The organism is Longicatena caecimuris (genome assembly GCF_004341945.1).
Taxonomy (GTDB): Bacteria; Bacillota_I; Bacilli_A; order Erysipelotrichales; family Erysipelotrichaceae; genus Longicatena; species Longicatena caecimuris.
Genome location: NZ_SMBP01000030.1, coordinates 1 through 22,646 on the forward strand (window position 1 = coordinate 1; position 22,646 = coordinate 22,646).

The 22,646-nt window shown below is 36.3% G+C and carries 17 protein-coding genes and 1 other annotated feature; of the genes, 1 reads left to right on the top strand and 16 read right to left on the bottom strand.

Annotated elements, in window-relative coordinates; all coding sequences use genetic code 11:
* Positions 1-107 precede the first annotated feature (107 nt).
* The 12 genes from EDD61_RS12910 to EDD61_RS12965 form a co-directional block, all read right to left on the bottom strand.
* A complete protein-coding gene (locus tag EDD61_RS12910) occupies positions 108-551 on the bottom strand; it encodes a type II secretion system protein (protein ID WP_230326987.1) in 444 nt (147 codons plus the stop codon).
* A gap of 219 nt (positions 552-770) precedes the next feature.
* Positions 771-1,502 (bottom strand): TrmH family RNA methyltransferase, encoded by a 732-nt coding sequence (locus EDD61_RS12915; protein ID WP_008687973.1) that lies wholly within the window; start codon positions 1,500-1,502, stop codon positions 771-773.
* 264 nt (positions 1,503-1,766) lie between these two features.
* A complete protein-coding gene (gene ileS, locus EDD61_RS12920) occupies positions 1,767-4,493 on the bottom strand; it encodes an isoleucine--tRNA ligase (protein WP_132225721.1) in 2,727 nt (908 codons plus the stop codon).
* Between the two features lie 42 nt (positions 4,494-4,535).
* Positions 4,536-4,744 (bottom strand) — a binding site (T-box leader).
* Positions 4,741-5,205, bottom strand: coding sequence for a DivIVA domain-containing protein (locus EDD61_RS12925; RefSeq protein ID WP_132225723.1), 465 nt, complete (start codon positions 5,203-5,205; stop codon positions 4,741-4,743). It overlaps the preceding feature by 4 nt.
* Positions 5,206-5,218: 13 nt before the next feature.
* A complete protein-coding gene (locus EDD61_RS12930; RefSeq protein WP_132225725.1) occupies positions 5,219-5,974 on the bottom strand; it encodes a YlmH family RNA-binding protein in 756 nt (251 codons plus the stop codon).
* Positions 5,975-5,976: 2 nt separating this feature from the next.
* Positions 5,977-6,381 carry a cell division protein SepF gene (locus EDD61_RS12935; protein ID WP_008687963.1) on the bottom strand — a complete coding sequence of 135 codons (405 nt, stop codon included), beginning with the start codon at positions 6,379-6,381 and terminating at the stop codon, positions 5,977-5,979.
* A gap of 215 nt (positions 6,382-6,596) precedes the next feature.
* Positions 6,597-8,216, bottom strand: coding sequence for a chaperonin GroEL (groL, locus tag EDD61_RS12940; RefSeq protein ID WP_008687962.1), 1,620 nt, complete (start codon positions 8,214-8,216; stop codon positions 6,597-6,599).
* Between the two features lie 27 nt (positions 8,217-8,243).
* Entirely contained in the window at positions 8,244-8,510 is a 267-nt protein-coding gene (locus EDD61_RS12945; protein ID WP_008687959.1) for a molecular chaperone GroES, read from the bottom strand.
* A 287-nt stretch (positions 8,511-8,797) separates the two neighbouring features.
* Positions 8,798-9,187: a NifB/NifX family molybdenum-iron cluster-binding protein gene (locus EDD61_RS12950; RefSeq protein ID WP_119983622.1), complete on the bottom strand. Its 390-nt coding sequence runs from the start codon at positions 9,185-9,187 to the stop codon at positions 8,798-8,800.
* Positions 9,188-9,202: 15 nt separating this feature from the next.
* On the bottom strand, positions 9,203-10,141 hold the full coding sequence (locus EDD61_RS12955; protein ID WP_008687955.1) for a hypothetical protein: 939 nt from the start codon (positions 10,139-10,141) through the stop codon (positions 9,203-9,205).
* Positions 10,138-11,871 carry a threonine--tRNA ligase gene (thrS, locus tag EDD61_RS12960; protein ID WP_008687954.1) on the bottom strand — a complete coding sequence of 578 codons (1,734 nt, stop codon included), beginning with the start codon at positions 11,869-11,871 and terminating at the stop codon, positions 10,138-10,140. The genes EDD61_RS12955 and thrS overlap by 4 nt, the downstream gene beginning before the upstream one ends.
* 4 nt (positions 11,872-11,875) lie before the next feature.
* Positions 11,876-12,382 carry a GNAT family N-acetyltransferase gene (locus tag EDD61_RS12965; protein ID WP_132225727.1) on the bottom strand — a complete coding sequence of 169 codons (507 nt, stop codon included), beginning with the start codon at positions 12,380-12,382 and terminating at the stop codon, positions 11,876-11,878.
* Between the two features lie 646 nt (positions 12,383-13,028).
* Between EDD61_RS12965 and EDD61_RS12970 the strand changes: the two genes are divergently transcribed.
* Entirely contained in the window at positions 13,029-13,655 is a 627-nt protein-coding gene (locus EDD61_RS12970) for a recombinase family protein (protein WP_132225729.1), read from the top strand.
* A gap of 35 nt (positions 13,656-13,690) precedes the next feature.
* Here the strand turns inward: EDD61_RS12970 and EDD61_RS12975 are convergent, their stop codons facing one another.
* From EDD61_RS12975 to EDD61_RS12990, 4 genes are all read right to left on the bottom strand, one after another.
* Positions 13,691-14,929 (bottom strand): aminopeptidase, encoded by a 1,239-nt coding sequence (locus EDD61_RS12975; RefSeq protein WP_132225731.1) that lies wholly within the window; start codon positions 14,927-14,929, stop codon positions 13,691-13,693.
* Between the two features lie 4 nt (positions 14,930-14,933).
* Positions 14,934-15,839 carry an ROK family protein gene (locus tag EDD61_RS12980; protein ID WP_132225733.1) on the bottom strand — a complete coding sequence of 302 codons (906 nt, stop codon included), beginning with the start codon at positions 15,837-15,839 and terminating at the stop codon, positions 14,934-14,936.
* Positions 15,840-15,899: 60 nt separating this feature from the next.
* Positions 15,900-21,233 (bottom strand): SpaA isopeptide-forming pilin-related protein, encoded by a 5,334-nt coding sequence (locus EDD61_RS12985; protein ID WP_132225735.1) that lies wholly within the window; start codon positions 21,231-21,233, stop codon positions 15,900-15,902.
* Between the two features lie 160 nt (positions 21,234-21,393).
* Positions 21,394-22,377 carry a histidine kinase gene (locus EDD61_RS12990; RefSeq protein WP_132225737.1) on the bottom strand — a complete coding sequence of 328 codons (984 nt, stop codon included), beginning with the start codon at positions 22,375-22,377 and terminating at the stop codon, positions 21,394-21,396.
* Positions 22,378-22,646 lie beyond the last annotated feature (269 nt).

The following is a 22,646-nucleotide window of genomic DNA, read 5'->3' on the forward strand; positions in this document are numbered from 1 at the left end:
AAAAATAAGAGATGTTTTTTCAGAACAAAGCATAGAAAAAAGAGGTGTAACCTCATAGACTTGTCAATTCAGTCTATTTCGTTACAGCCTCTTTGAAAAAGCATTTTTTATTCTGTAGGCATTGGATGAGTGTCATCAACCGGAACAAATTCAGCTTGTTTGTTTGCAGTGATAGAAATGTATTTACTAGTGATATCTTTTACGGCAAAATCACATTTCTCAATTTTCACATTGCCTTTTGTTCCACTCAAAGTACATTTTGAGACATTGATATCAGATTCGGAAGCTAAAATCCCCGCATCTGCTTGAATTTTTGCAGCTGTCAAATCATAATCTCCAACTGGTTCATCTTTTCCGTTTTTATTGGTCACAATGCCTTGAGCACCAATATAATATGCTCTAGCGTCAGATAAATACCTCTGCTCTTTTGCCTTATTGACATATCCCAATACACTAGGTACTGCAATAGCAATCAGAATCCCCATAATTACCAATACTACAATGATTTCAATCAGCGTAAAACCTTTCTTGTTTCTTTTTAAACTCTTCATTTTAAACATCTCCTTTATTTATGATGTCAATGTGACATACATCTTCTTTACTATCTTATCATAAGAGAATAGAAATTGGAAATTTTTTTCTAACTTTTTCTTTTTATCAACGGAAAAGGATAATTTCCTTAATAATTCCATTTGTTTTGTAAGAATAGCATGTTAATTTATGCAGTTTGTATAAGATTGATTTATACTATAATAACAAAAAGTTATCATTTATTTATTTTTAAAGGTATACATGCAGATAGCTGCTGCTACAGCTACATTCAGTGATTCAAAAGTATCCATTTCGATATATACATTTTGATCTGTTTGGCATAATATTTCTTCCCGGACGCCTTTTCCTTCATTCCCCATGATAAGTGCATGACGTTTTTTTGGATGAACTTGTGATAAAGGAATTGCTTCATGTAATGAAGTTCCATAAATTTTATATCCCTTTTCTTTAAGCTCTTCTATCGCAGTAAGTAATTCTGTACGAATAATATTTAGATGAAAAAGTGCTCCTTGTGTAGATCGAATAACCTTTTCATTATATACATCTACTGAATTTTTAGATAGCAATATTGTTTGATAGGAAAAAGATAAGGCAGTGCGTAAAATCGTACCAAGATTTCCGGGATCTTGAACACCATCCAGAATGATGATCTTATCTGATGTGAGTGCTTGCTGCTCAGGAAAATGACAAACCGCCATTACCCAACTTCCTGATACACTATCAGTTAATTTTTTTAAAATTTCTCTTGTAACATAGTATACGGGATATTGTTCATAAGGTATGTTTTTCCCTTGTTCAACAAGAATACATTCAATAAGGCCAGCCGTATGCGCTTCTTGCAGTAAATGCTCACCCTCAATCAAAAACTTTTGATCTGCATCTCGATACTTTTTTTCTTTGTATTTTGCCCACTGTTTGATTTTCGTATTTGTCAATGATGTTATTTCCATAGTTTTCTGTCCTCATTCTTCTAATTTCATTTGCTAGTTTTTAATATCTAAAATCTGTTAAGCCTCTGAATAACTTGTGCCTTTTCATAAAGGCTTAAATCATTCAGATAAACATCATGTTTCGGATGTTTATTGCCATGAATACTTTTTATCTATTTTAACATAAAAATGTCAAAATCGTATAAAAATAATGATTCCTCTAGAACAACCCAAAGAACTGTAAAAAAAAGGCTGTTTATCATAATTGACAAACAACCTTATCGATTATTCTAAAACCGCAGCACAGCGTTCACATAAACCATCTTCAGCATTTGATTCCGTGATATTCCAGCATCTTGGGCATACTTTCCCTTCACATTTTTCAACAGCAATTTGACAAACCTCATATGCTTTTAACTCATCTACGGAAAAGCTTACTCTTGAAACAATTAACCATTGATTAAATTTATTACCGCAATATTCTTCAATCAAAGCGCGGTCTTCATCATTTACATTGATTATTACATGTGCTTCCAAAGATTTACCAATGATCTTTTCTGCACGTGCTTCTTCCAATGCTTTAAAGACATCTGCACGAATCAGCATTAAACGTGCTACTTTTTCTTTAATTTCATCAGCATTTTCAAAAATCGGCACTACCGGGAACGCACCCAAATGAATGCTTTCCTCTTCCGTATGGAAGAAATCATTAACTTCTTCTGCCGTATGTGTCAAAATTGGTGCCCATAAGCGCACTAACGTATCTACCGCATAATATAGAACTGTCTGTACCTGACGTCTTCTGTTGGAATCTTTCTTTTCAATATACAAGATATCTTTTGTATAATCCAGATAGTAAGCAGAGAATTCATTTGTCATCAAATTGGTCAGCATACTTGTCACATCAGCAAAACGATATTCTCCATATGCTTTTTTAACCTTTTCACAGACATCTGCCAACATGATTAACATATACTTATCCAAAGCAGGCAATGTATTAACATCTACCAGATCAGCCTTAGTAAAGTCGTTTTCGCCATCAATATTAGCCAACAAGAAACGGAAAGTATTACGTACCTTACGATAATTTTCACTGATTTGTTTTAATATCTCATCAGACATACTACAATCTGCCTGATAATCTACACTTGCCGCCCATAAACGTAAAATATCAGCTCCATATTTCTTTGTAATTTCTCCAGGTGCTACGGCATTCCATTGTGATTTGCTCATTTTCACACCTTTACCATCCATGACGAATCCATGGCTTAATACTTGTTTATATGGAGAATGTCCATGAACTGCCGTACCAATGATCAAAGAAGAGTTGAACCAACCACGATACTGGTCGCTGCCTTCAAAATATAGATCAGCAGGATAACCTAAACCGCGTTCCACCATGGCGCCGGTATGCGAGCTTCCGGAATCAAACCAAACATCCATGGTATCCGTTTCTTTACGGAAAACACCATTTGGAGAACCAGGATGTGTATAACCTTCTTGCAATAAATCTTTTGCCTCTTTTTCAAACCAGATATTAGAGCCAAATTCCTTGAATAAACCCGCCACATGGTCAAATACTGTCTGATCCATAATAGGTGTATCATCTTCCGCATAGAAAATTGGAATTGGAACACCCCATGCACGTTGACGTGATATACACCAGTCACCACGATCTGCAATCATATTATGCATACGTTGCTGACCCCACTTAGGAATCCAATCTACATTGTCAATTTCTTCAAGCAACTGATCACGAATTTTATCAATAGAAGCGAACCACTGCGTAGTAGCACGGAAAATGATTGGTTTTTTGGTTCTCCAATCGTGTGGATATGAATGAGTAATGAATTCTAACTTCAATAAAGCCCCGATTTCATCAAGCTTTTGTGTTACTGTCTTATTAGCATCATCTACGTATTGTCCAGCTAACCATTCCCCGGCATCACTCATCATGCAGCCATGCTCATCAACATTGCAATAGGCAGGTAACCCATATTTCTGGCCAACAAAGAAGTCATCTGCACCAAAGCCTGGAGCTGTGTGTACACAACCGGTACCTGCATCAGCAGTAACATGATCACCTAAAATAATTAATGATTCACGATCATATAAAGGATGTTGGCAAGTGATCATTTCTAATTCACTACCCTTAAATGTCTTCAGCAATTGCTTTTCTTGTAAACCGAACTTTTCCCATAGTGCATCTACTAATTCTTCTAATACGATCAGCTTACCTTTTTCACTATTCACAAGCGCATAAGTATAATCTTTATTCAAGCAAATTGCAAGGTTTGCTGGAATAGTCCAAGGCGTTGTTGTCCAGATGACAAAACTAGTATCAGTGTCTAAAATTCCTTTACCATCTTTTACTGGAAATTTCACAAAGATCGTAGGAGATTTAACATCTTTATATTCTATTTCAGCTTCTGCCAATGCCGTTTCACTGGATGGGCTCCAGTAAACCGGTTTTAACCCTTTATAAATCAAGCCATTCATTGCCATCTTACCAAAAATTTCAATTTGATGGGCTTCAAATTCTTTTGTTAAAGTGATATAAGGATGATCATAATCACCAACAACCCCCAAAGATAAAAAGCCGGCTTTTTGTTTTTCTACTTGTTCCATTGCATAGTTATAGCAAAGTTTACGGAAATCCGCCAATTCCATTTCTTTACGATTGTGTCCTAATTTCTGGATAGCCGTTTCAATAGGAAGACCATGCGTATCCCATCCTGGAATATAAGGCACTTTATAGCCATCCATAAATTTTGAACGGATGATAACATCCTTTAAAATTTTATTTAAGGCATGACCCAGATGGATGTCTCCGTTGGCATATGGAGGACCATCGTGTAAAACAAATGGTTCACAGCCTTCCCGTTTCTTTAACATCTTTTCATAAATGTTTTGTTCCTTCCAGCGTTTTTGAAATCCTGGTTCTTTGCTTGGAAGTTTTCCACGCATTTCAAACTTTGTTTTTGGCATCAATAATGTTTCTTTGTATTCCATATCATTTTCCTCCTAACATAAACAAAAAAACACGCTTCCTTGTCTAAGGACGCGTGAACGTGGTACCACCTTAGTTCTATTTCTTATCAAAATAGCACTCAAACAGATAACGGCTGTAACCGTATCATCTTACTGTTTTCAGATGATAAGCTCCAAAGTGATTTTTCTTTTCGCTTCACACAGGACTTCCACCAACCGCCTGTTCTCTTTGCATCCACCGATAAGAAACATGTCTTTTTCTTCGCTTTTATAATTCTTTTTTTAATAAATCCATCTTTGGAATCGCCGGTGTTTCAAAATCGTCCAACGCTTCCTCAATCTTGTGCAGCTCTTTTTTCATACTGCTTTTCATATCATTAGCCTCATCACCCAAACGGGCAATTTCCATCAGAATACCTCGTGCCATCATCAATGCTTCTTTGATAATCGTATCTGCATTCTGATTCGCCGTGTCGACGATCATATTCGCCTCTTTCATTGCCATACGTGCCATTTCACTGGCAGCACTTTCCTTGATATGCAGATTGTCATTCAATTTCCGATACTCATTCTCAAGCACCTTTTTTTCCTGACGCAAAATTTCAAGCTCACGATTTACACTTTCCAGTTTTTTCTGCAAGGCATCCATTTGGAGCTTTTGCGTCTGCATGTAATCATCGACCTGATAACGGTTGTAGCCGTTTTTCATCGTATCAAATATACGTTTGTCCATACCATCACCCTATCTACTGATACTTGCCCGCCAGAATCACCAAATGATCCTTTTTGGTCGTTTTCACAATTTCCTTGAAGTAAAAACGTCCATGTCCACGAATGGAAATAGCACTATTATTATTGCATAAATAGGAAGTTTCTTCAAGTATTACATGATTAACTTTTACAAGCCCTGCACGTATCAGCTCCTGCGCTTTCTTCCTTGAAATATTTGCAAAGCTTGATACAAGTACATCTAAACGTAGGCTCGATACGATTTTATGCTCATATCGTATTTGTGGCTCATAAGTGACTTCACCTTCATAACGTTTAAAATGCACATTGCTTCGTTTAATGCGTGTCAAATTACATACGATATAATTTTCGATTTCTTCATCTACAAAAATGATAAGTTCATTATCTTTTACAATTAAGTCACCGATTTTTTCCCGTTCAATACCAAGATTGAGAATTGCCCCTAAAACATCTGGATGTGCAAGTTTACCAAATTGCGGTGAATAAGTCGCCTTGAGAATCGTTATTTTTAAATCAGCCAGTTCATCTTCATAAGGTAAAAGTGCATAGCGACAACGTTCTGCACCTTGATAACCTCCGGATTTTCTATACGGTATCTGATGCCCTAAAATAGCATCGCAGATATTACATTCATCAGGCGCAAAAAATGGAGTAACGACAATTCGACGGCGGCGTTCCATCAGATCTATCAGATCATAAATACGCTTTACGAATTTTTCATTACCCCTATAATGTTCAAAATGAATTGGCAATGCTAGTCCTCTTCACTGGCATCCAGATTAATTTCTCCGTGAACAGCAACATTTCTTGGAGCACACAGAATAACATTATGTCCAATCTTTTGAATGGTTCCATCCAGTGCGAAAATAACACCTGTTAAAAAATCGATGGTTCTTTGTGCATAATCTCTTTGCAGTTTATGTAAGTTAACGACCGCTGCTTTATTCTCTTTTAAACGTTTAGCGACTTCTTCTGCCTCATCAAATGAACGAGGTTCAAACAATACCATTTTTGTGTCGCCAGGCAAACGATTTATAGCTTTGGATTTTGGCTGTTCATATTCGGAAAGAGAAGGACTTTCTTCTTCCTGTTCCACTTCCAAAACATCATCTTCATCCATTGGTGCAATAAACTCTTTGAATTTCTGACCGATGCTCATGTAGCATACCTCCTATACATTACTTATATTTTAGCACAAATGTGCATTAAGAAAAAGTTTTTTGTGTAATTTAAGTGATTCTTCATAATTGGAATCTCATTTTCGTCATTCATTGACAAATTTCTACAGACAGAACTTAAAGCACCTAAAAAAGCTTACTATAAACTTAGGGTATTTAAGAAAAGCAGCTGCAGGATAGCAGCCGCTCTTTAATATTAATACATTCCGCCTTGTGGCATTGGTGGCATAGGCGCTTCTTTTTCTTTGATAGCAGCAACGCCTGCCTCTGTTGTTAAGAATAATGCAGAAATACTTGCAGCATTCAACAATGCACTTCTTGTTACTTTTGTTGGGTCAATAATACCTTCTTCAAACATATTCACCCACTTGCCGTATTTTGCATCAAAGCCCATATTCGCCTCAGCACCTTTCTGGTGTTCGACGATTTCTTCAGCGTTATAACCAGCATTTTCGGCAATCTGTGCAATAGGTGCTAATAACGCATCCATGACTACCTTAATACCTTTCTGTACATCGACGATATCTGATTTCAACTGATCTTTTAAAGCCACATAAGCTTCAACCAAAGCAGCACCACCGCCAATTACGATACCTTCTGCAACAGCAGCACGCGTTGCGTTCAATGCATCTTCGATACGCAGTTTCTTTTCTTTCAGTTCACTTTCTGTAGTTGCACCAACCTTAATGATAGCAACGCCATCGCTTAACTTACCTAAACGTTCTGCATAGCGTTTTTTATCATAATCGCTCTTACAGTTTTCCATCTGTGCGCGTACTTCAGCAATACGAGCTGTAATTTCATCTTTATTGCCATTTCCGCCAATCATTGTTGTATTATCTTTTGTAATAACTGCTTTCTTCACGCTACCTAATTCTTCCAATTTCATGTCTTTTAATTCCATGTTCAAATCTTTTGAATAGAATGTAGCACCTGTTAACACTGCAATATCTTTCAAAATTTCTTTCTGATTATCACCAAAACCAGGAGCTTTCGTAGCAACTACATTAAATGTACCACGCAGTTTATTGACAACCAAAGTAGAAGTTACTTCATTTTCAACATCATCTGCAATGATCAACAATGGTTTATTGGACTGCACTACCTGTTCTAATACTGGAAGCACTTCTTGCACATTATTGATTTTCTGGTCAGTTACCATAACAAAAGCATTTTCTAAGACTGCTTCCATTTTCTCATGATCACTTACCATATATGGAGAAACGTATCCTTTATCGTACTGCATACCTTCACTGATTTCTAATTCTGTATCAAATCCATTAGATTCATCAACAGAGATAACACCATTACGGCCAACTTTATCCATTGCTTTAGCAATGATTTCACCAACTTCTTTACTGCCGCTGGAAATAGCCGCAACACTGGCAATATCACTGTTTGTTTCTATTTTACGACTCTTATCTAGAATATGATTTGCCACTTCCTTGCTAGCATATTCAATACCTTCACGCATTAATACAGGATTTGCACCTTTTTCTACCTGACGCAAACCGTTGCTAATCATGCTTTGTGCTAAGATGGTTGCTGTTGTTGTACCATCACCAGCAGTATCGTTTGTTTTATTGGCTACTTCATAAACTAATTTCGCACCCATATTTTCAAACTTATCTTCTAATTCAATTTCTTTTGCAATAGAAACACCGTCATTTGTGATTAATGGTGATCCAAATTCTTTTTCTAAAACGACATTACGTCCTTTAGGACCTAAAGTTACACGTACTGCATCAGCCAGTGTATTCACACCTGCTAACATTGCATTTCTTGCATCTTTTGAAAAACGTACTTCTTTTGCCATGTTCATTACCTCCTGTTTGTTTTTATCTTACGCAATGACTGCTAAAATATCTTCATCTTCTACGATGATGAATTCTTCTTCATCTAATTTCACATCTGTACCAGAATATTCTTTGTATACAACCTTATCATCAACTTTAATTTCTGCTTCACTTTCTGGTCCAATCGCTACTACAGTAGCATAACTTGGTTTGTTTTTACTGTTATCTGTCAGGATAATTCCACTTGCCGTTTTTGTTTCCTTTTCGGCTTTTTCCTTCTTTAAAATCACGTTTTTGTGTAATGGCTTTAACATCTAAGATTCCTCCTTTAAGTTTTAGCACTCGCAGTTCATAACTGCTAACACCCTATATTATACTCACTTTTAGCACTTTGGCAATAGGAATGCTAAAAAAAGTTCATATTTTTTTAGCTGGTGATTTATAAACATTAAGCAGCTTTGCAAACGACAGTCACATTATACGTAAAAAGCTTTATTTATATGCTGTGATAAGAGTGCTTCCTTTATCAATTTCATTTTACGACAAGTTAAAGCAAAGCTATGATAACTAGTAATTGAAAAAAGCTCGCATATAAGCGAGCTTAGTGCGTATGAGATCCACAATCATGATTACCACAATCGTGATTACCTTCCTCATGATGATGGTTACATTTACCATTGGGATCATCCTGTAGTGTTCCCTTCTTTAACTGTTCTACAATTTCATCAACATTTCCACTGGCACCACCAATTAAAGCTATATGAGCTTTAGCTAACGCATCACGTGCGCCTTGACCGATACCACCACATACTAATACATCAACACCAGCTTCTTGAATCAGTGTAACTAGCGCACCATGACCGCTCCCATTAGCGCTAAGAAGTTCTTTTTTTACAATTATGCCATCTTCTATATCAACAAGTAGAAAAGCAGGGCATTTCCCAAAGTGTTGGAATACCATATGATTTTCATAAGTTATTGCATATTTCATCTTCATCACCTCAAATTATTTCGTATATGCATCATCATTGATAGAAATATTAAATTGCTTTAAGAATGTAGCAATATCTTCTTTTACAGTTGCCGCTTTAACATAGTTAATATTCAGACGAGGCCATGTCTTAACCGCAATCTGTGCATTTGGAATACCTAATTTCTCTGGAGTTGCCGTTTCTACTGCTTTGCTAATCGCCGTTTCATCCTTTTTACTTGTTTCATTTGCAAACGTTGTAGCTGTTTCAATATATTTCTTTACTTTATCCTCTGAACCTTTTTTTACAAATAACGCTGCTTGTGGATATCCCGCACTCTTTGTATTATTTTTATTTTGGTACTCTTTTTGTAAATCTTTTAAAACCTTTAAAGTTATTCCTTTTTCTTTTGCTTTAGCAATGGTTGCTGTAGCAGCAGGTTCAGCCATCAACCCGACATTTGCTTTCTTACTTAATAATTGTTGTTGTACTTCATTCACAGAAGCAAAATAAGTGATTTCAGGTTTTATGCTTTTCACATCCAAGCTAGCCATAAAAACTTTCTGTGGCACCGCTTTTTCTCCAAAAGCCGCAAACATTCCTGTTTCTGTTAAAGCTTTTTCATCAGTTCCAACAACATATAAATTACCCCAGGTTACGACACTGTCTAACCTATATTGACTTTTTCCTTTTGATAATAATGCAGCTCCTAAATTAATAGGTGCGATGATAGCATCATATTCTCCATCTTCCTTAGCAATTTCTGCACTGATGACACTTGTACCGTCAACGGTGTCAACACTCACATTTTTATCACCGTATAATCCTAACAATGATAAACTAGTTGCCCCTAAAGGCGCCAGTACCTTAATCGGTTCTGTTTTTGCTTCCTCTTTTTTTGTGTCATCATTACTTGCACAGGCACTTAAAGACAAAGCCATGACACCTGCCAGTAATCCCTTCAATAATTTCATAAACGTTTCTCCTTCACTTCAGCACTCAGCTTAGCGATAAATTCTTCTACCGGCATTGTCACAGATTCCTTACTTTGTGCACGACGTACCGTAACTGTATTAGCTTCTACTTCTCCATCACCAATAACAAGCTGATAAGGAATTTTAGCAAGCTGTGCTTCTCTTATACGATACCCCAATTTCTCATTTCGTGCATCTGATTTGCTCCTAAATCCCATCGCTAACAATTTTTCATTTATAGCATTTGCAGCTTGCGCATGACGTTCATAATGTACCGGAACGACCATGACTTGAGTTGGTGCCAACCATGTAGGGAAATGTCCTGCATAATGCTCGATCAAAATACCAATAAAACGTTCAATTGATCCAAATATAACACGATGCAGCATAACAGGTCGCACTTTCGTGCCATCCTTTTCTACATATGTTAAATCAAAGCGTTCAGGTAGATTCATATCCAATTGAATCGTTCCACATTGCCATTCTCTTCCTAAGGAGTCTTTGATATGGAAGTCAAGTTTTGGCCCATAGAAAGCACCATCTCCTGGATTGACTTTATAATCCTTACCGGCACTGACACATGCATCAGCAAGAGCTTTTTCACTCTTTTCCCAAATTGCCAGATCTCCAATGTATTTCTTTTCCGGACGTGTCGATAATTCAATACGATAGGATAAGCCAAAGATAGAGTATACGCGATCAATGAAGTTGATCAATTCCTTTACTTCACTTTCAATTTGATCTGGGCGCATGAAAATGTGAGCATCATCTTGCGTAAAAGTACGAACACGGAATAGCCCATTTAAAGCTCCACTGGCTTCATGGCGATGTACCTGCCCTAATTCTCCCATGCGCAGTGGCAAATCTTTATAGGAATGTAGACCATTTTTAAACACTAATAAGGACCCTGGACAATTCATTGGCTTGATTGCAAATTCGCGATCATCCACCATTGTCGTATACATATTTTCTTTATAGTTTGCCCAATGTCCACTTACTTCCCATAATTCCTTGCTCATCATGATTGGTGTTTTGATAAATTTATAATTTTCTTTTGTATGTTCTTCATACCAGAAGTTTTCTAACAGATTACGAATAATCATTCCATTTGGCAAAAAGAATGGCATACCTGGTGCATATTCACTCATCATGAATAGACCCATTTCACGTCCTAATTTTTTATGGTCACGTTTTTTGGCCTCTTCCAGCATATGCAAATGTTCTTCTAATTCTTCTTTTGTTGGATAGCAGACACCATAAATACGTTGCAGCATTTTATTTTCTGCATCACCTTTCCAATAAGCTCCGGAGTGTTTTAAAAGTTTGAAGTTTTTCAACAGCTTAACCGTTTCTACATGCGGCCCGCGACATAAATCGATAAACTCTCCTTGTTGATAACAGGTAATTGTTCCATCTTCCAAATCTTGAATCAGATCAATCTTATAAGGATCGTCCGCAAACATTTCTAAGGCTTCTTCTTTACTGATTTCTTTACGGACAATACGCTTTCCATCTTTGGCGATCTTCTTCATTTCCTTTTCGATTTTTGGCAGGTCTTCATCTTTGATTACATCATCACCAAGATCAATATCATAATAAAAACCATCTGATATAACTGGTCCTACCCAAAATTTTGCCTGTGGATACAGACGCTTTACAGCCTGTGCCATCATATGAGCACAGGAATGATTCAACATGCTTAATTGTTCATTTTCTCTAATATCAATCATACGTTTAACCTCCTATTTTATACATCTCGTATGTGATTCCATCGTTTACTTCTTTTCTCATGAAATGACCCTTACAGGCTAAGATTGTTTGACGGCTTGCCACGTTTGTTTCCTCACAACTCACTAGACAAGCATTCATGTGGAAGTTTGCTTTCGCTATTGCAAGTACTTTTTCAAGCATCCATTTAGCGATTCCTTTTCTTCTTTTATCTGGTGCTACACTATAGCCGATATGTCCGCCAATACGTTCTAAATAAGCATTTAGTTCATGACGTAACATGATAACTCCAACAATTTCTTCATCTTCCATAGCTAGATATAAAGAACTGCCAACGATACCATTTGGAAGATTACGTTCTTCATGCCAGTCCATCATCATTTGTAAATAGGCTTTTGTATCTTCGCAAGTATCTAAGAAAGCCAAACCGCAAATCACGCTGTCTTTTGGGAACTTATCCACATAACGTTTTAATGCTGTCGCATAAGTGCTGTTTGCCAAGCAAAGTATCATGCATCATCACCTCCAGTTAAAAGAAAAAAGACTGCATCTCAAAGGACGTCAGTCTTATACGCGGTACCACCTTTATTCTTCGCATAAGCGAAGCTCTCAAACCTGATAACGCAAGGTATGCGGCACACCCTTTCAGGGGCAACTCCAAGGTAGTAAAGACAAGGCTCTTCGTAAAAGCTTTCACCATCCGCTTTTCTCTCTGCTTTCAAAGCACATATCTTCATGTCCTCTTCTTCGTTTGTCTACCTTATTTTTATACACCATAAGTTTCTGATTGTCAATGTTAACACAAGCTTTCCTTACATTTTCCCTAGTGAAAAAGATGTTGAAGCGATAGCCATATGTATTCTACCATTTGCTAATTATCGCAGTTAGAGGATACTGCCTTTAGTTATTTTATGGATAGATTGTAAGAATTACAGAAACTGTTTTTCCTATTTTATATCCCCTTTTTGGATATAACATCCTAAACATATAACGGTTAGCATAATTTGATGAAAACTGTTTCTCTGACCTAACAATTATGGGATTGACTGGTGGCACTTATAGAACTATGATAAAATACCATCTATGTGAATGGTAAATTTTGGAATTCGCAATAAATACCAAAATTTAGTATAATTCACAATAGAGAAAGGAGTGCATTATGAGAAGAACATATGGATATGTCCGGGTATCAAGCCAAGATCAAAATGAGGCAAGGCAATACCTGGAGATGCTGGATTATGGGATTGATAAAAAATATATCTATATGGATAAGTTAAGTGGAAAGGACTTTAATCGTCCAGCTTATCACAGACTTGTTTATAAAAAACTGAAACCTGGTGATTTGCTCGTAATCAAAAGTATTGACCGACTGGGAAGAAATTACAATGAAATCCTAAATGAATGGAAGTACATAGCCAAAACCAAAAGTGTCGATATCAAAATTCTCGATATGCCGTTACTAGACACTGATCAAAACAAAGATTTGATTGGCACCTTAATTGGTGATATCGTATTACAGTTATTATCTTTTGTTGCGGAAAATGAACGTAATAACATTCACCAGCGTCAAGCTGAGGGTATTCGTGCCGCCAAAATGAGAGGGGTACGTTTTGGTCGTCCGGAGATTGATTTACCGAAAGATTTTGAAAAAATCATGGTACGCTGGAAAAAAGGCGAATTGATGAGTAAGGATGCTATTAAAGAATCCGGTTTAAAATACTCAACCTTTTATAAAAAAGCCAGAGAATATGAGGAAAACAGAAGGATGAAAGAAAACGACAGATAGCTAGCGTGCATATCTGTCGTTTTTTTGATAAATATTTAGAACACAAAGTTTCCTTTGCGAAATACTGGTACACAAGATCCATCATCTTTTATACCATCAATGCTCATATCATCATTACCAAACATGAAGTCTACATGTGTCATAGAATGATTCGCACCTGCTTTATTCAATTCTTCTTCATTCATATCAATGCCTCCCTCAACATTCATAGGATAGGCATCGCCAAGAGCGAGATGGCACGATGCATTCTCATCAAATAAGGTATTAAAGAATAATATACCGCTTTTTGAGATTGGCGACGCATCTGGCACGAGAGCCACTTCACCTAAATAACAGCTGCCTTCATCAAAATGAATCAGCTCAGATAGTGTATCTTTCCCTTCTTCAGCATCAAAATCAACTACTTTGCCATCTTTAAATTCCATCCAGAAGCCGTTAATCATATTACCATTATAGTTTAATGGTTTGCTAGCTACGACCTTACCCTGTACTCCTGTCTTTTTGGGCATTGTAAAAATTTCTTCTGTAGGCATATTCGGATTAAAAATCACACCATCAACTGTCTTTTCACTTCCCCCTGCCCAAATATGATGATCCACGAGTTCAACTGTCAAGTCCGTTCCTAAACAATTGGTGAAATGTAACGCTTTAAACTTATGTTCATTAAGTGCTTGTATACGTCGTACGAAATTGTTTTGCATCTCATCCCATTCTGCAATTGGATCATTATCTTCTCGTACGTGTACGGCATGGAGAATACGCTCCCATAACTCTTCAACTGCCTCATTTTCAGCATCTTCAAATTCCGGGAATACTTCCATAGCCCACGCTTTATTTGGCACTGCGATAATACTCCATTGCGTTTTATTCATCATCGTATAAGCCTGCGCTTCTTTATTAGCTTTTGCACCAGCTAAACGTGCTTTCGCAATTTTGGCAGCGTCCACATCCTTAAAGACTCCAGGAAGTTCACTTATGATATGAAGGATGCAAGCACCCTCTTTTAAATAATCCAGTTTTGAATGTACTTGCCATTCTCGAACATTGCACAAAGTTTCTTCATCAGCATGCAAATAAGTCTGACGACGATTCATATCATCCTGATAAAATACAACAACTTCTTTGGCTCCAGCTGCATATGCTTCTTCAACACAAGCTCGTGTCATTTCTACTGCATCCACATCTGCTTGAATAAGCAATGTTTGTCCTTTTTGTAAATTAACTCCTTTGCGAATCGCAAGATTTGCATATTTTTTAATGATTGCTTTGTTCATACATTTAATCCTTTACATAGGCTTTTGGCAACATCGCAGCACCTATGATACCTGGCTCTTCTAACTCGGCTTCTTTAAATTCTACAGTCTGCATCCCTTTGTGGATCATATTACGGAAATAGTTTTCCATTTTTTCAAAGAAAACATCTTTCCCTTTCATTACGCCACCACCAACAACAAATACTTCTGGATCCACAACATGTGCAATCACGGAGAACATGATAGCTAAATCATATGCCATGTCATCACACAACTTTAATGCCTCTGCATTGCCTTTTCTTGCCAGATCAAAAACATCCCCAGCATGTGCAATCGCATCTATTCCGAATACAGCTTTTCCTTTTCTTGTCATTGCTGTACCGCTCGCTTCGTTTTCTACAGCACCAACATTCAAATAATTCACTTTTTCACGATTGCGATCTATGATGATATTTGCAATTTCACCAGCATGCCCATTCTTGCCAGCAACTACATGCTGATCGACAACCAAGGCTCCACCTATACCTGTCGAAATAGTAACATAATATACAATTCCTTTGCCCTTACCAGCACCTAAAACCGCTTCACCCATACCGGCAACATTAACATCATTATCAACAAAGGTTGGCTTATGGAAATGATCTTCAATACGTTTAGCAATTGGATAGCCTTCAAAGCCAGGCAAATTTGTAGCCAATACCATTTTACCGTTCACTGTATCTACAGGGCCAGGCACTCCCATACCGATACCGACACAATCATCATAACCATCAATGCTTTCAATCAAAGAAATAATTTTCGCGATTACATGTTCTGTGCCTTTACCAATTTCTGTAGAATCTTTTACGATTTGTAAAACATTACCTTCTTCATCGACTTTGGCAACTCGTACATTTGTGCCTCCTAAATCGACACCAATATAAGTTTTCATAAAACTCCTCCTTCACATTTCTAGTTCTATTTTAGCATAAATGAAAGGGTTTTTCTCTAATTAATCTAAATTTCTCTTACGCTTTCTCAACATACAGAGCACGCATAAAGATGTAATAGAGCAAAGCATCAAGAAATCCCTGCGCAAACTAGCATCCATGGTAACAACATTATGCTTTACTTTTATCTTTTCATCTTTCATCACGATTGTTTTATTATGTTTAGCCGTAAATGTGATATCGTCTGCTTTTTGATAATTCTTTGGCGCATATACCTCATGAAATACATAGTTTTTGCCTTCTTCCAGATACATGACAGTATAAGGGGTTCCATCACTTGTCCATTCCGCTATCACTTGCCCATTTTGCTTATCTAGTATTTGTAAAATAGCGCCTTTTAAGTGCTTTTTATCTTTCTCATCAATCTTATCAAAGCGCATCTTTACTGGTACATTTTCAATACGGATTTCTAAAACATCCCCATGTTTCGCAACCTTTGCCTGATAAATATGATCGTTTAAAGTATAACCGGCGACTTGCTCTTTTTCCTGTACATAATACATACCTAATTCTAAATTAGCAAAATGTGCATAACCGTTTTCATCTGTTTCCTGTTCTTTCAAGATATGTGACATATCTTTTTTATCCGATAACCTAAACGTCACATTTTTCATCCTTTGGTTTTTATTTTCACTATCTACTTTATGGATCAAAAGACTGCCTCTGGCAAGTTTATTTTCTAATGTGCTTTCTGCTTGCAGATGTACAACATAATTCACCACATCTTCACCATGCCAGCCGATTTCAAAATCATACTCTTTTTCATCCAGTACATATTGGGCATTGGTCTTAAGTTCCTTTACATAATAAACACCATTAGGTAAATCGATCATGTTTTCTAATTTTCCTGTTTTATCAATGCCACTTGTATGTAATAACGTCCCATTAGGTATCGCAACCTTTCCCATGTAATCATAAATATCTTCTCTAGCATATATACCATAAAGAACATCTAGATAAGCATCTTCATTCTTAAAAACTTCCTGTTGTTCCAAAAGTTTCGTCATATCTAAGGTAAAATGCGGACGTTCGTTATATAGGGAAGATGTATGAATCTGAAGCTTTGTTGTTTGTGCGTCTTCAATCATGAAATAATGCTTTTTAACATCTTTTACATAACCATGTGGTGTTTTCGTTTCCATGTAATAATATGTTCCACACACCAAATGCTTACTAGCAACTTCGTCCCAATCTGATTCTAAGCTTTCAACTTTTTCATCTTTATGGTAATACAAAGTATTTCCAATTTTAATGTCTTCTGCAGCATATATCGTAATTTCTGCATGCAATAGGTTTGATGTTTCCCATACCGGACTTTCCGTCTTACCAAATTCATACTGGCCAGTTACAGTTGACATAAAGATTTCACCCGTTTTTTCCCAGACCAATTGTCCTAAGACAAGTTCATCTTTCATTTCTACGAATTGCAAATCCCCACTATCTTTTATTTCGAATTCAACATCTTGTGCTAAAGCATACCCATGTGGACTAGAAATTTCATGGAGAATATAGGTGGTATTTGGTTGTAATCCTTTTACGATATGTGGCTTGATCTTGCCTTTATCATCCTTACCATCTTGTCCAGAAATCCATGTTGCAAAAACTGCCCCAGGCTCATCTTTTGGGTAAATCATCATTTGTGCACCTTCGATTTCTTCGTCATTGGTAATATCTTTTTTGGCAACTTCTACTTCCGTGATTTCATTTTCTATAAATGCTTTATATGTTATCGAAGGAATATCCTGTCCTTGGTAATGCGCATCAATTTGTTCTTCAAAATTTGTAGAAACATACCCTATTGGTGCTTTTGTTTCTTTCAATTTATACATTGAAAGCGGCAAATCACTTATTATGGGTACTTTTCCATCTTTTGATGACGTCGCAGTTTCAATACATTCATCCTTGCGAATTAACATTTTGCCATCTACCGATACGATATCTTGCATGGCATACAGTTTAAATTCTGCATTTGCTAAAGGTTGTTTCGTATCTTTATCAAGTTTTTGTACATCAAGATGAACTTTCTGCCGTTTATTCTCAAACATACCCGCCAAAGCAAACACAATAGGCACCTCTTGGGTTTCATATTGTAGAGAAACATCATGTACTTCATTGGTTTGTATAAATCCTTCTGGCGCCTGCTGTTCTTTCACCATGTAGTTTCCAAGTGGTAACAAGTTAGAATGCGCCATACCGTTTTTATCGGTTTTAATGCTTTCCACTAATTGGTTTTTCTTATACAAAAGTGTCCCGCTGTTATCTGGAGCAAAAATATCTTCTTTAGCAAATATTGCAAATTGAGCATTGGGCAACTTTCTTGTTTCATATACAAATTGTACATTTCCTTTACCATCTTTTTTTACATCAGTCAAAACTTCTCCTTGTTTTTCTACGCTTATTTTCCCTTTAACCGAGATATCTTTCATGATGATGCGAATAACAGGAGTTGTACCATCTGGCAATGTTTCATACGCCACATTGGAACTGACTTTAAATTTTACGGGTGTCGTGTTTACCAAATAAGGTTTTGGAGCATTAGTTTCTTCTAATTGATAATTCCCTGGTTCTAAAACATCTCCAGTCATTACCGTACCACTTTCATCACTTGTCCAACTGTCAACATAGTGAGGGAAAGGATTCCATTCCCAATAACCAAAATATGAATTAGTATCCAAGTTTTTTATCTTAAAGGTTGCGCCAGAAACAGCAATGGTTTTTTGTGTCTGCGCATCTTGTTTGATGATTGATATCACAGCATGGAATTTCTTATCATTGAAAATACGCCACGTTTGTGGTTCTCGCTTATCTTCTTTTATGATAACCGTAAAGTCGTCAATCCTGTAATGCTCATCAGGTACCTTTGTTTCTCTTACGATATATTCTCCATAAGGTAATTCATCACTTAATGCATAGCCTTTCTGATCAGTTTTCATGATAGCTACGGTTTTACCTTCTGCATTTTTCGCAATTGGTGCTTTATCCCATGAACCAGCTTTATTTACATCTGCTTTTAATTTGATTGTAAATTCCGCACCTTCTAATAGATCAGTCTCCCCAGACCCATGATCTGATATTTTAATAAGTTCAAATGCTTGTGCTTTCACTCTTTCTAAAACAGTCTGTTTCTTGGTAATGATTGCTTCACTTTGATTTACATAGTCAAGAATAACATTGTATGTTGTAGTATCTAAAGTATAGCCTTTACTTGGAGTAATTTCTTTAATGTAATAAGCACCTAGATATAAACCATCTTTTGATGCATTACCATCTGCATCCGTCGTCATAGTAGCCACTTTATCATCTGGCTTATAAAGAATCTCACCATCTGCTGGATCCAAGATATTGTCTTTTGCATAGATACCATAAATCGCATTCGCAAGAGTAGTATCACCCAATGGCTGCTTCCCTGTCTTACTATCTTCCTTACTTATCATTATCTTTCCAGGTGTTCGTACATTAGCAAATTCCGCTGTATAAGTTTTTCCTTCTTCACGTATCTGATACTTAATTTTGGTTTCTGAGTACGCATAACCATAAGGTGCTGTTTTTTCTTTCAAATAATAATCACCATAACGCAATAGATCCGTTTTAGCCTTACCAGCGCTATTTGTAGTGATGGTATCAATGAAAGAGTCATCAGATGCCCTATATACTTCAAACACGGTATGTGCTTTTACGATTGTCTTACCTGACTTACTATCTTTCTTCACTACCTGAATATATCCTTCAATCGGCTTATCTTCAACTGTGACTTGGCTATTTTGATCTTCAGTTTTGATTGTGGCATTATAAGTACGTGTACTCAATACATATCCTTCTGGAGCTACGATTTCTTTTATGGTATAACTTCCATAAGTTAATGCTTTAGATCTTACATAAGTACCAGCTTTTGTCGTTAATTGTTGCACTTCTTTTCCGTCAGCATCATAAATGCCATAGATTGCTCCACCGATAGATGCACCATTCAAGCTATCTTTCTTCTTAATTTCGATATAGCCTTCAATTGGTTTATCTTCTGCATTAATGGTGATAACTTCTTCATTTTCTGAAACCGTCACAGGATATTTTGTTGAATTTAAGACATATCCTTCAGGAGAAGCAATCTCTTTCACATAATAATTACCAAAGCGTAGATAGCCAGATTCTGCATATCCTGTAGCTCTGGTAACTAAACGCTGTAATTCTTGGTTTTGTTCATTATAGATACCGTAAGTAGCACCTTCGATTTGTTTTCCATTCTTACTATCAAATTTCCGTAATTTTAATTTGCCTTGTTTCCATTTGTTTGTAGCTGTATAAGTAGCTGTTTTATTAGCTTCAACAGTAACTGAATGGATCGAATTATCTAATATCAGATGATTAGGAACTTTTGTTTCTTGAATGTAGTATTTTCCTGGAAGCAATTCATTAGCAGTAACTGTTCCGTCTTCTCCGGTTGTATAAGTACCAATAGGGGAACTCATATCTTCATTTTTAGATACCTTGAAACTAGTACCTGCTACTTTATTCCCATCTTCATCTATTTTAGCAAGCTTAAGGGAACCATATTTATTCACCTTTACTGAAATTGATGAACGTACTGGATCACTGACTTTGAATACAGCAGTTTTCTGATGACCTGAAGTTCCATCCCAATACATGATGGAATCACCTTGTGCAGAATCTGGAACATTATATAAAACCACTTTAGCATTATCATTAGCAGAAGCAGCTGCAGTAATAGTTAATTTGTTGCCACTCTTAGTTACACTTAATCCATCATTTGATTTTACATTAAATTTACTCAGCACATCATTAGAGTCTGTTAATGTAATAGATTCTCCAATATCAAGCGTGTATGAATTACTATCGAAAGATGGTTTTGTATTATAATCATTCACATCTTTCATAATCTGATTTTCAAGAGAAGTCATATTCTCACTACTGACCTGAATATAGTCACGACGATAGCCTAATACCTTTTCCCAAATCAAATTCTGTGTTGCTGCTGCCCATTTTTTATCTGTTCTACCACTATAGCCATAACCATAGTAAGAGATATGGGATAATGTTTTCTGCATAGATGGAGATAATGCATTGTTTATATCATGTGGACTATACGATGCACCTTCTGGATATCCTACCCCTGGTTCGATACAGTATACATGTTCTCCATCACGATATAACATGGCACCTTGACCATACTCTTCACCAGACATGCTCCAGCCATCCATATACTTTAACGATGTATTGCCCGATGCATGAATAAGAACACTATTATTTAGTAGTGAGGTCAAACATATCGTTCCTGCCAAAGTTAATTTTGGTAATTTTTTTAGTTTATCTAATAAGCTCATTTCACATTTCCTCCTTTATTGCTTATCTCTTAACCTTCTTTCATTCAAAAAGCCCAGCAATGCTGGGCTATGGTGGTTTCATCCTAAAATAATACATAATCTTATATTCCCTCCTTAGTACATAGAAAAAAGAGAGCTAGTGCTCTCAAGTTTAGTGCTTTTAATTCCAAAATATTGTATAAGCTTTTGGTCGATTTAAATTATTAAATAATGTACCTACTGTAAATCCTCGATTATAATAAGGTGTATTTTCTATTTCCCATAATCTATAACCATCGTTTAATGCAGCTTCCATTGTTGGATAAACTCCATAACCACCTTTTGGACCTATGATAGCATCACAAGGCTGATATGGATCATAATATGCCAATGGACATAATTTCCCATCATCTTTCTTATTACCAGATGGTGGCTTATTCGTTTTATTTCCTGAAGAAGACGTATCATTCTTGGCAGGTACCTTATTAGTGCTATTTGACGCATTACCTTTATTCGTGTTATTTGAAGTATTGGTATTGTTGTTTGACTGTCCCGAAACATTCGGTGTATTAGAATTGCTAACTCCATTATTTGTAGGTTCACTTACAGGTTTCACAACTTTCTTTTTCTTAACCACAACTTTGAAGCTTGCTTTTGCTTCATTACCATTTACATCTTTTGCAAATACCATCACTTCATAGGTTCCTGCTTTTTTTGTGTTCAGTTTGCCGCTATCTATATAATAACCATTCTTTTCAGTTTTCTTATCACTATATGCTAAATCACCATCTACAGGATCTTTTACAGTTTTAATATTATTTCTAACATCGTATTTCTCGTCTGTATTTAGAGTAACAACTTTTTTCTTAAACTTTATGATTGGATATGCGGTATCCTCAACATCTATCACCATTTGTTTTTCAAGAGTTCTGCTTCCATCTGTAAATGTAACTTTCACTTCTTGTCGTCCTATTTTATTAATATCTAGACCCTCAATCTTAGAAACGCTCACATTCTTGTTCGATTTCTTAGCATCAATCAAAACATTCTTATGAATCGCATGACCATACTCAATAACGATGTTGTCATTTATCGTTACATCAAGCTCTGGTGTACAGCCAATACAGAACACACATAAAATGAAAAGATATCTCAACTTTTTCATATTCCCCCTCCTATACCATCACTATATCATATTTCCTTACTTTTCTATAATATAATTTCCATAATAAAATTCTTATAAAATCTTTATGACTCAGTCTGAACACTTTTTGACATTATCATTGTAACATGGAAAGATGTGCAGAAAACTTGCAATTCACTGGCAAAAAACTCGCAAAAAGAAAGTAGGCGATAGTCATTAAACTACCGCCCCTTATCAAACCGTACGTGCCCTACTAAGGCATACGGCTTACCAATATGCTTATTTATGTT

What these genes read in the sequence shown, in the direction of transcription:
- EDD61_RS12910 (WP_230326987.1), bottom strand. Translation starts at nt 551, where the DNA reads ATGAAGAGTTTAAAAAGAAACAAGAAAGGTTTTACGCTGATTGAAATC.
- EDD61_RS12915 (WP_008687973.1), bottom strand. Translation starts at nt 1,502, where the DNA reads ATGGAAATAACATCATTGACAAATACGAAAATCAAACAGTGGGCAAAA.
- ileS (WP_132225721.1), bottom strand. Translation starts at nt 4,493, where the DNA reads ATGGAATACAAAGAAACATTATTGATGCCAAAAACAAAGTTTGAAATG.
- EDD61_RS12925 (WP_132225723.1), bottom strand. Translation starts at nt 5,205, where the DNA reads ATGGACAAACGTATATTTGATACGATGAAAAACGGCTACAACCGTTAT.
- EDD61_RS12935 (WP_008687963.1), bottom strand. Translation starts at nt 6,381, where the DNA reads ATGAGCATCGGTCAGAAATTCAAAGAGTTTATTGCACCAATGGATGAA.
- groL (WP_008687962.1), bottom strand. Translation starts at nt 8,216, where the DNA reads ATGGCAAAAGAAGTACGTTTTTCAAAAGATGCAAGAAATGCAATGTTA.
- EDD61_RS12945 (WP_008687959.1), bottom strand. Translation starts at nt 8,510, where the DNA reads ATGTTAAAGCCATTACACAAAAACGTGATTTTAAAGAAGGAAAAAGCC.
- EDD61_RS12950 (WP_119983622.1), bottom strand. Translation starts at nt 9,187, where the DNA reads ATGAAATATGCAATAACTTATGAAAATCATATGGTATTCCAACACTTT.
- EDD61_RS12955 (WP_008687955.1), bottom strand. Translation starts at nt 10,141, where the DNA reads ATGAAATTATTGAAGGGATTACTGGCAGGTGTCATGGCTTTGTCTTTA.
- thrS (WP_008687954.1), bottom strand. Translation starts at nt 11,871, where the DNA reads ATGATTGATATTAGAGAAAATGAACAATTAAGCATGTTGAATCATTCC.
- EDD61_RS12965 (WP_132225727.1), bottom strand. Translation starts at nt 12,382, where the DNA reads ATGATACTTTGCTTGGCAAACAGCACTTATGCGACAGCATTAAAACGT.
- EDD61_RS12970 (WP_132225729.1), top strand. Translation starts at nt 13,029, where the DNA reads ATGAGAAGAACATATGGATATGTCCGGGTATCAAGCCAAGATCAAAAT.
- EDD61_RS12975 (WP_132225731.1), bottom strand. Translation starts at nt 14,929, where the DNA reads ATGAACAAAGCAATCATTAAAAAATATGCAAATCTTGCGATTCGCAAA.
- EDD61_RS12980 (WP_132225733.1), bottom strand. Translation starts at nt 15,839, where the DNA reads ATGAAAACTTATATTGGTGTCGATTTAGGAGGCACAAATGTACGAGTT.
- EDD61_RS12985 (WP_132225735.1), bottom strand. Translation starts at nt 21,233, where the DNA reads ATGAGCTTATTAGATAAACTAAAAAAATTACCAAAATTAACTTTGGCA.
- EDD61_RS12990 (WP_132225737.1), bottom strand. Translation starts at nt 22,377, where the DNA reads ATGAAAAAGTTGAGATATCTTTTCATTTTATGTGTGTTCTGTATTGGC.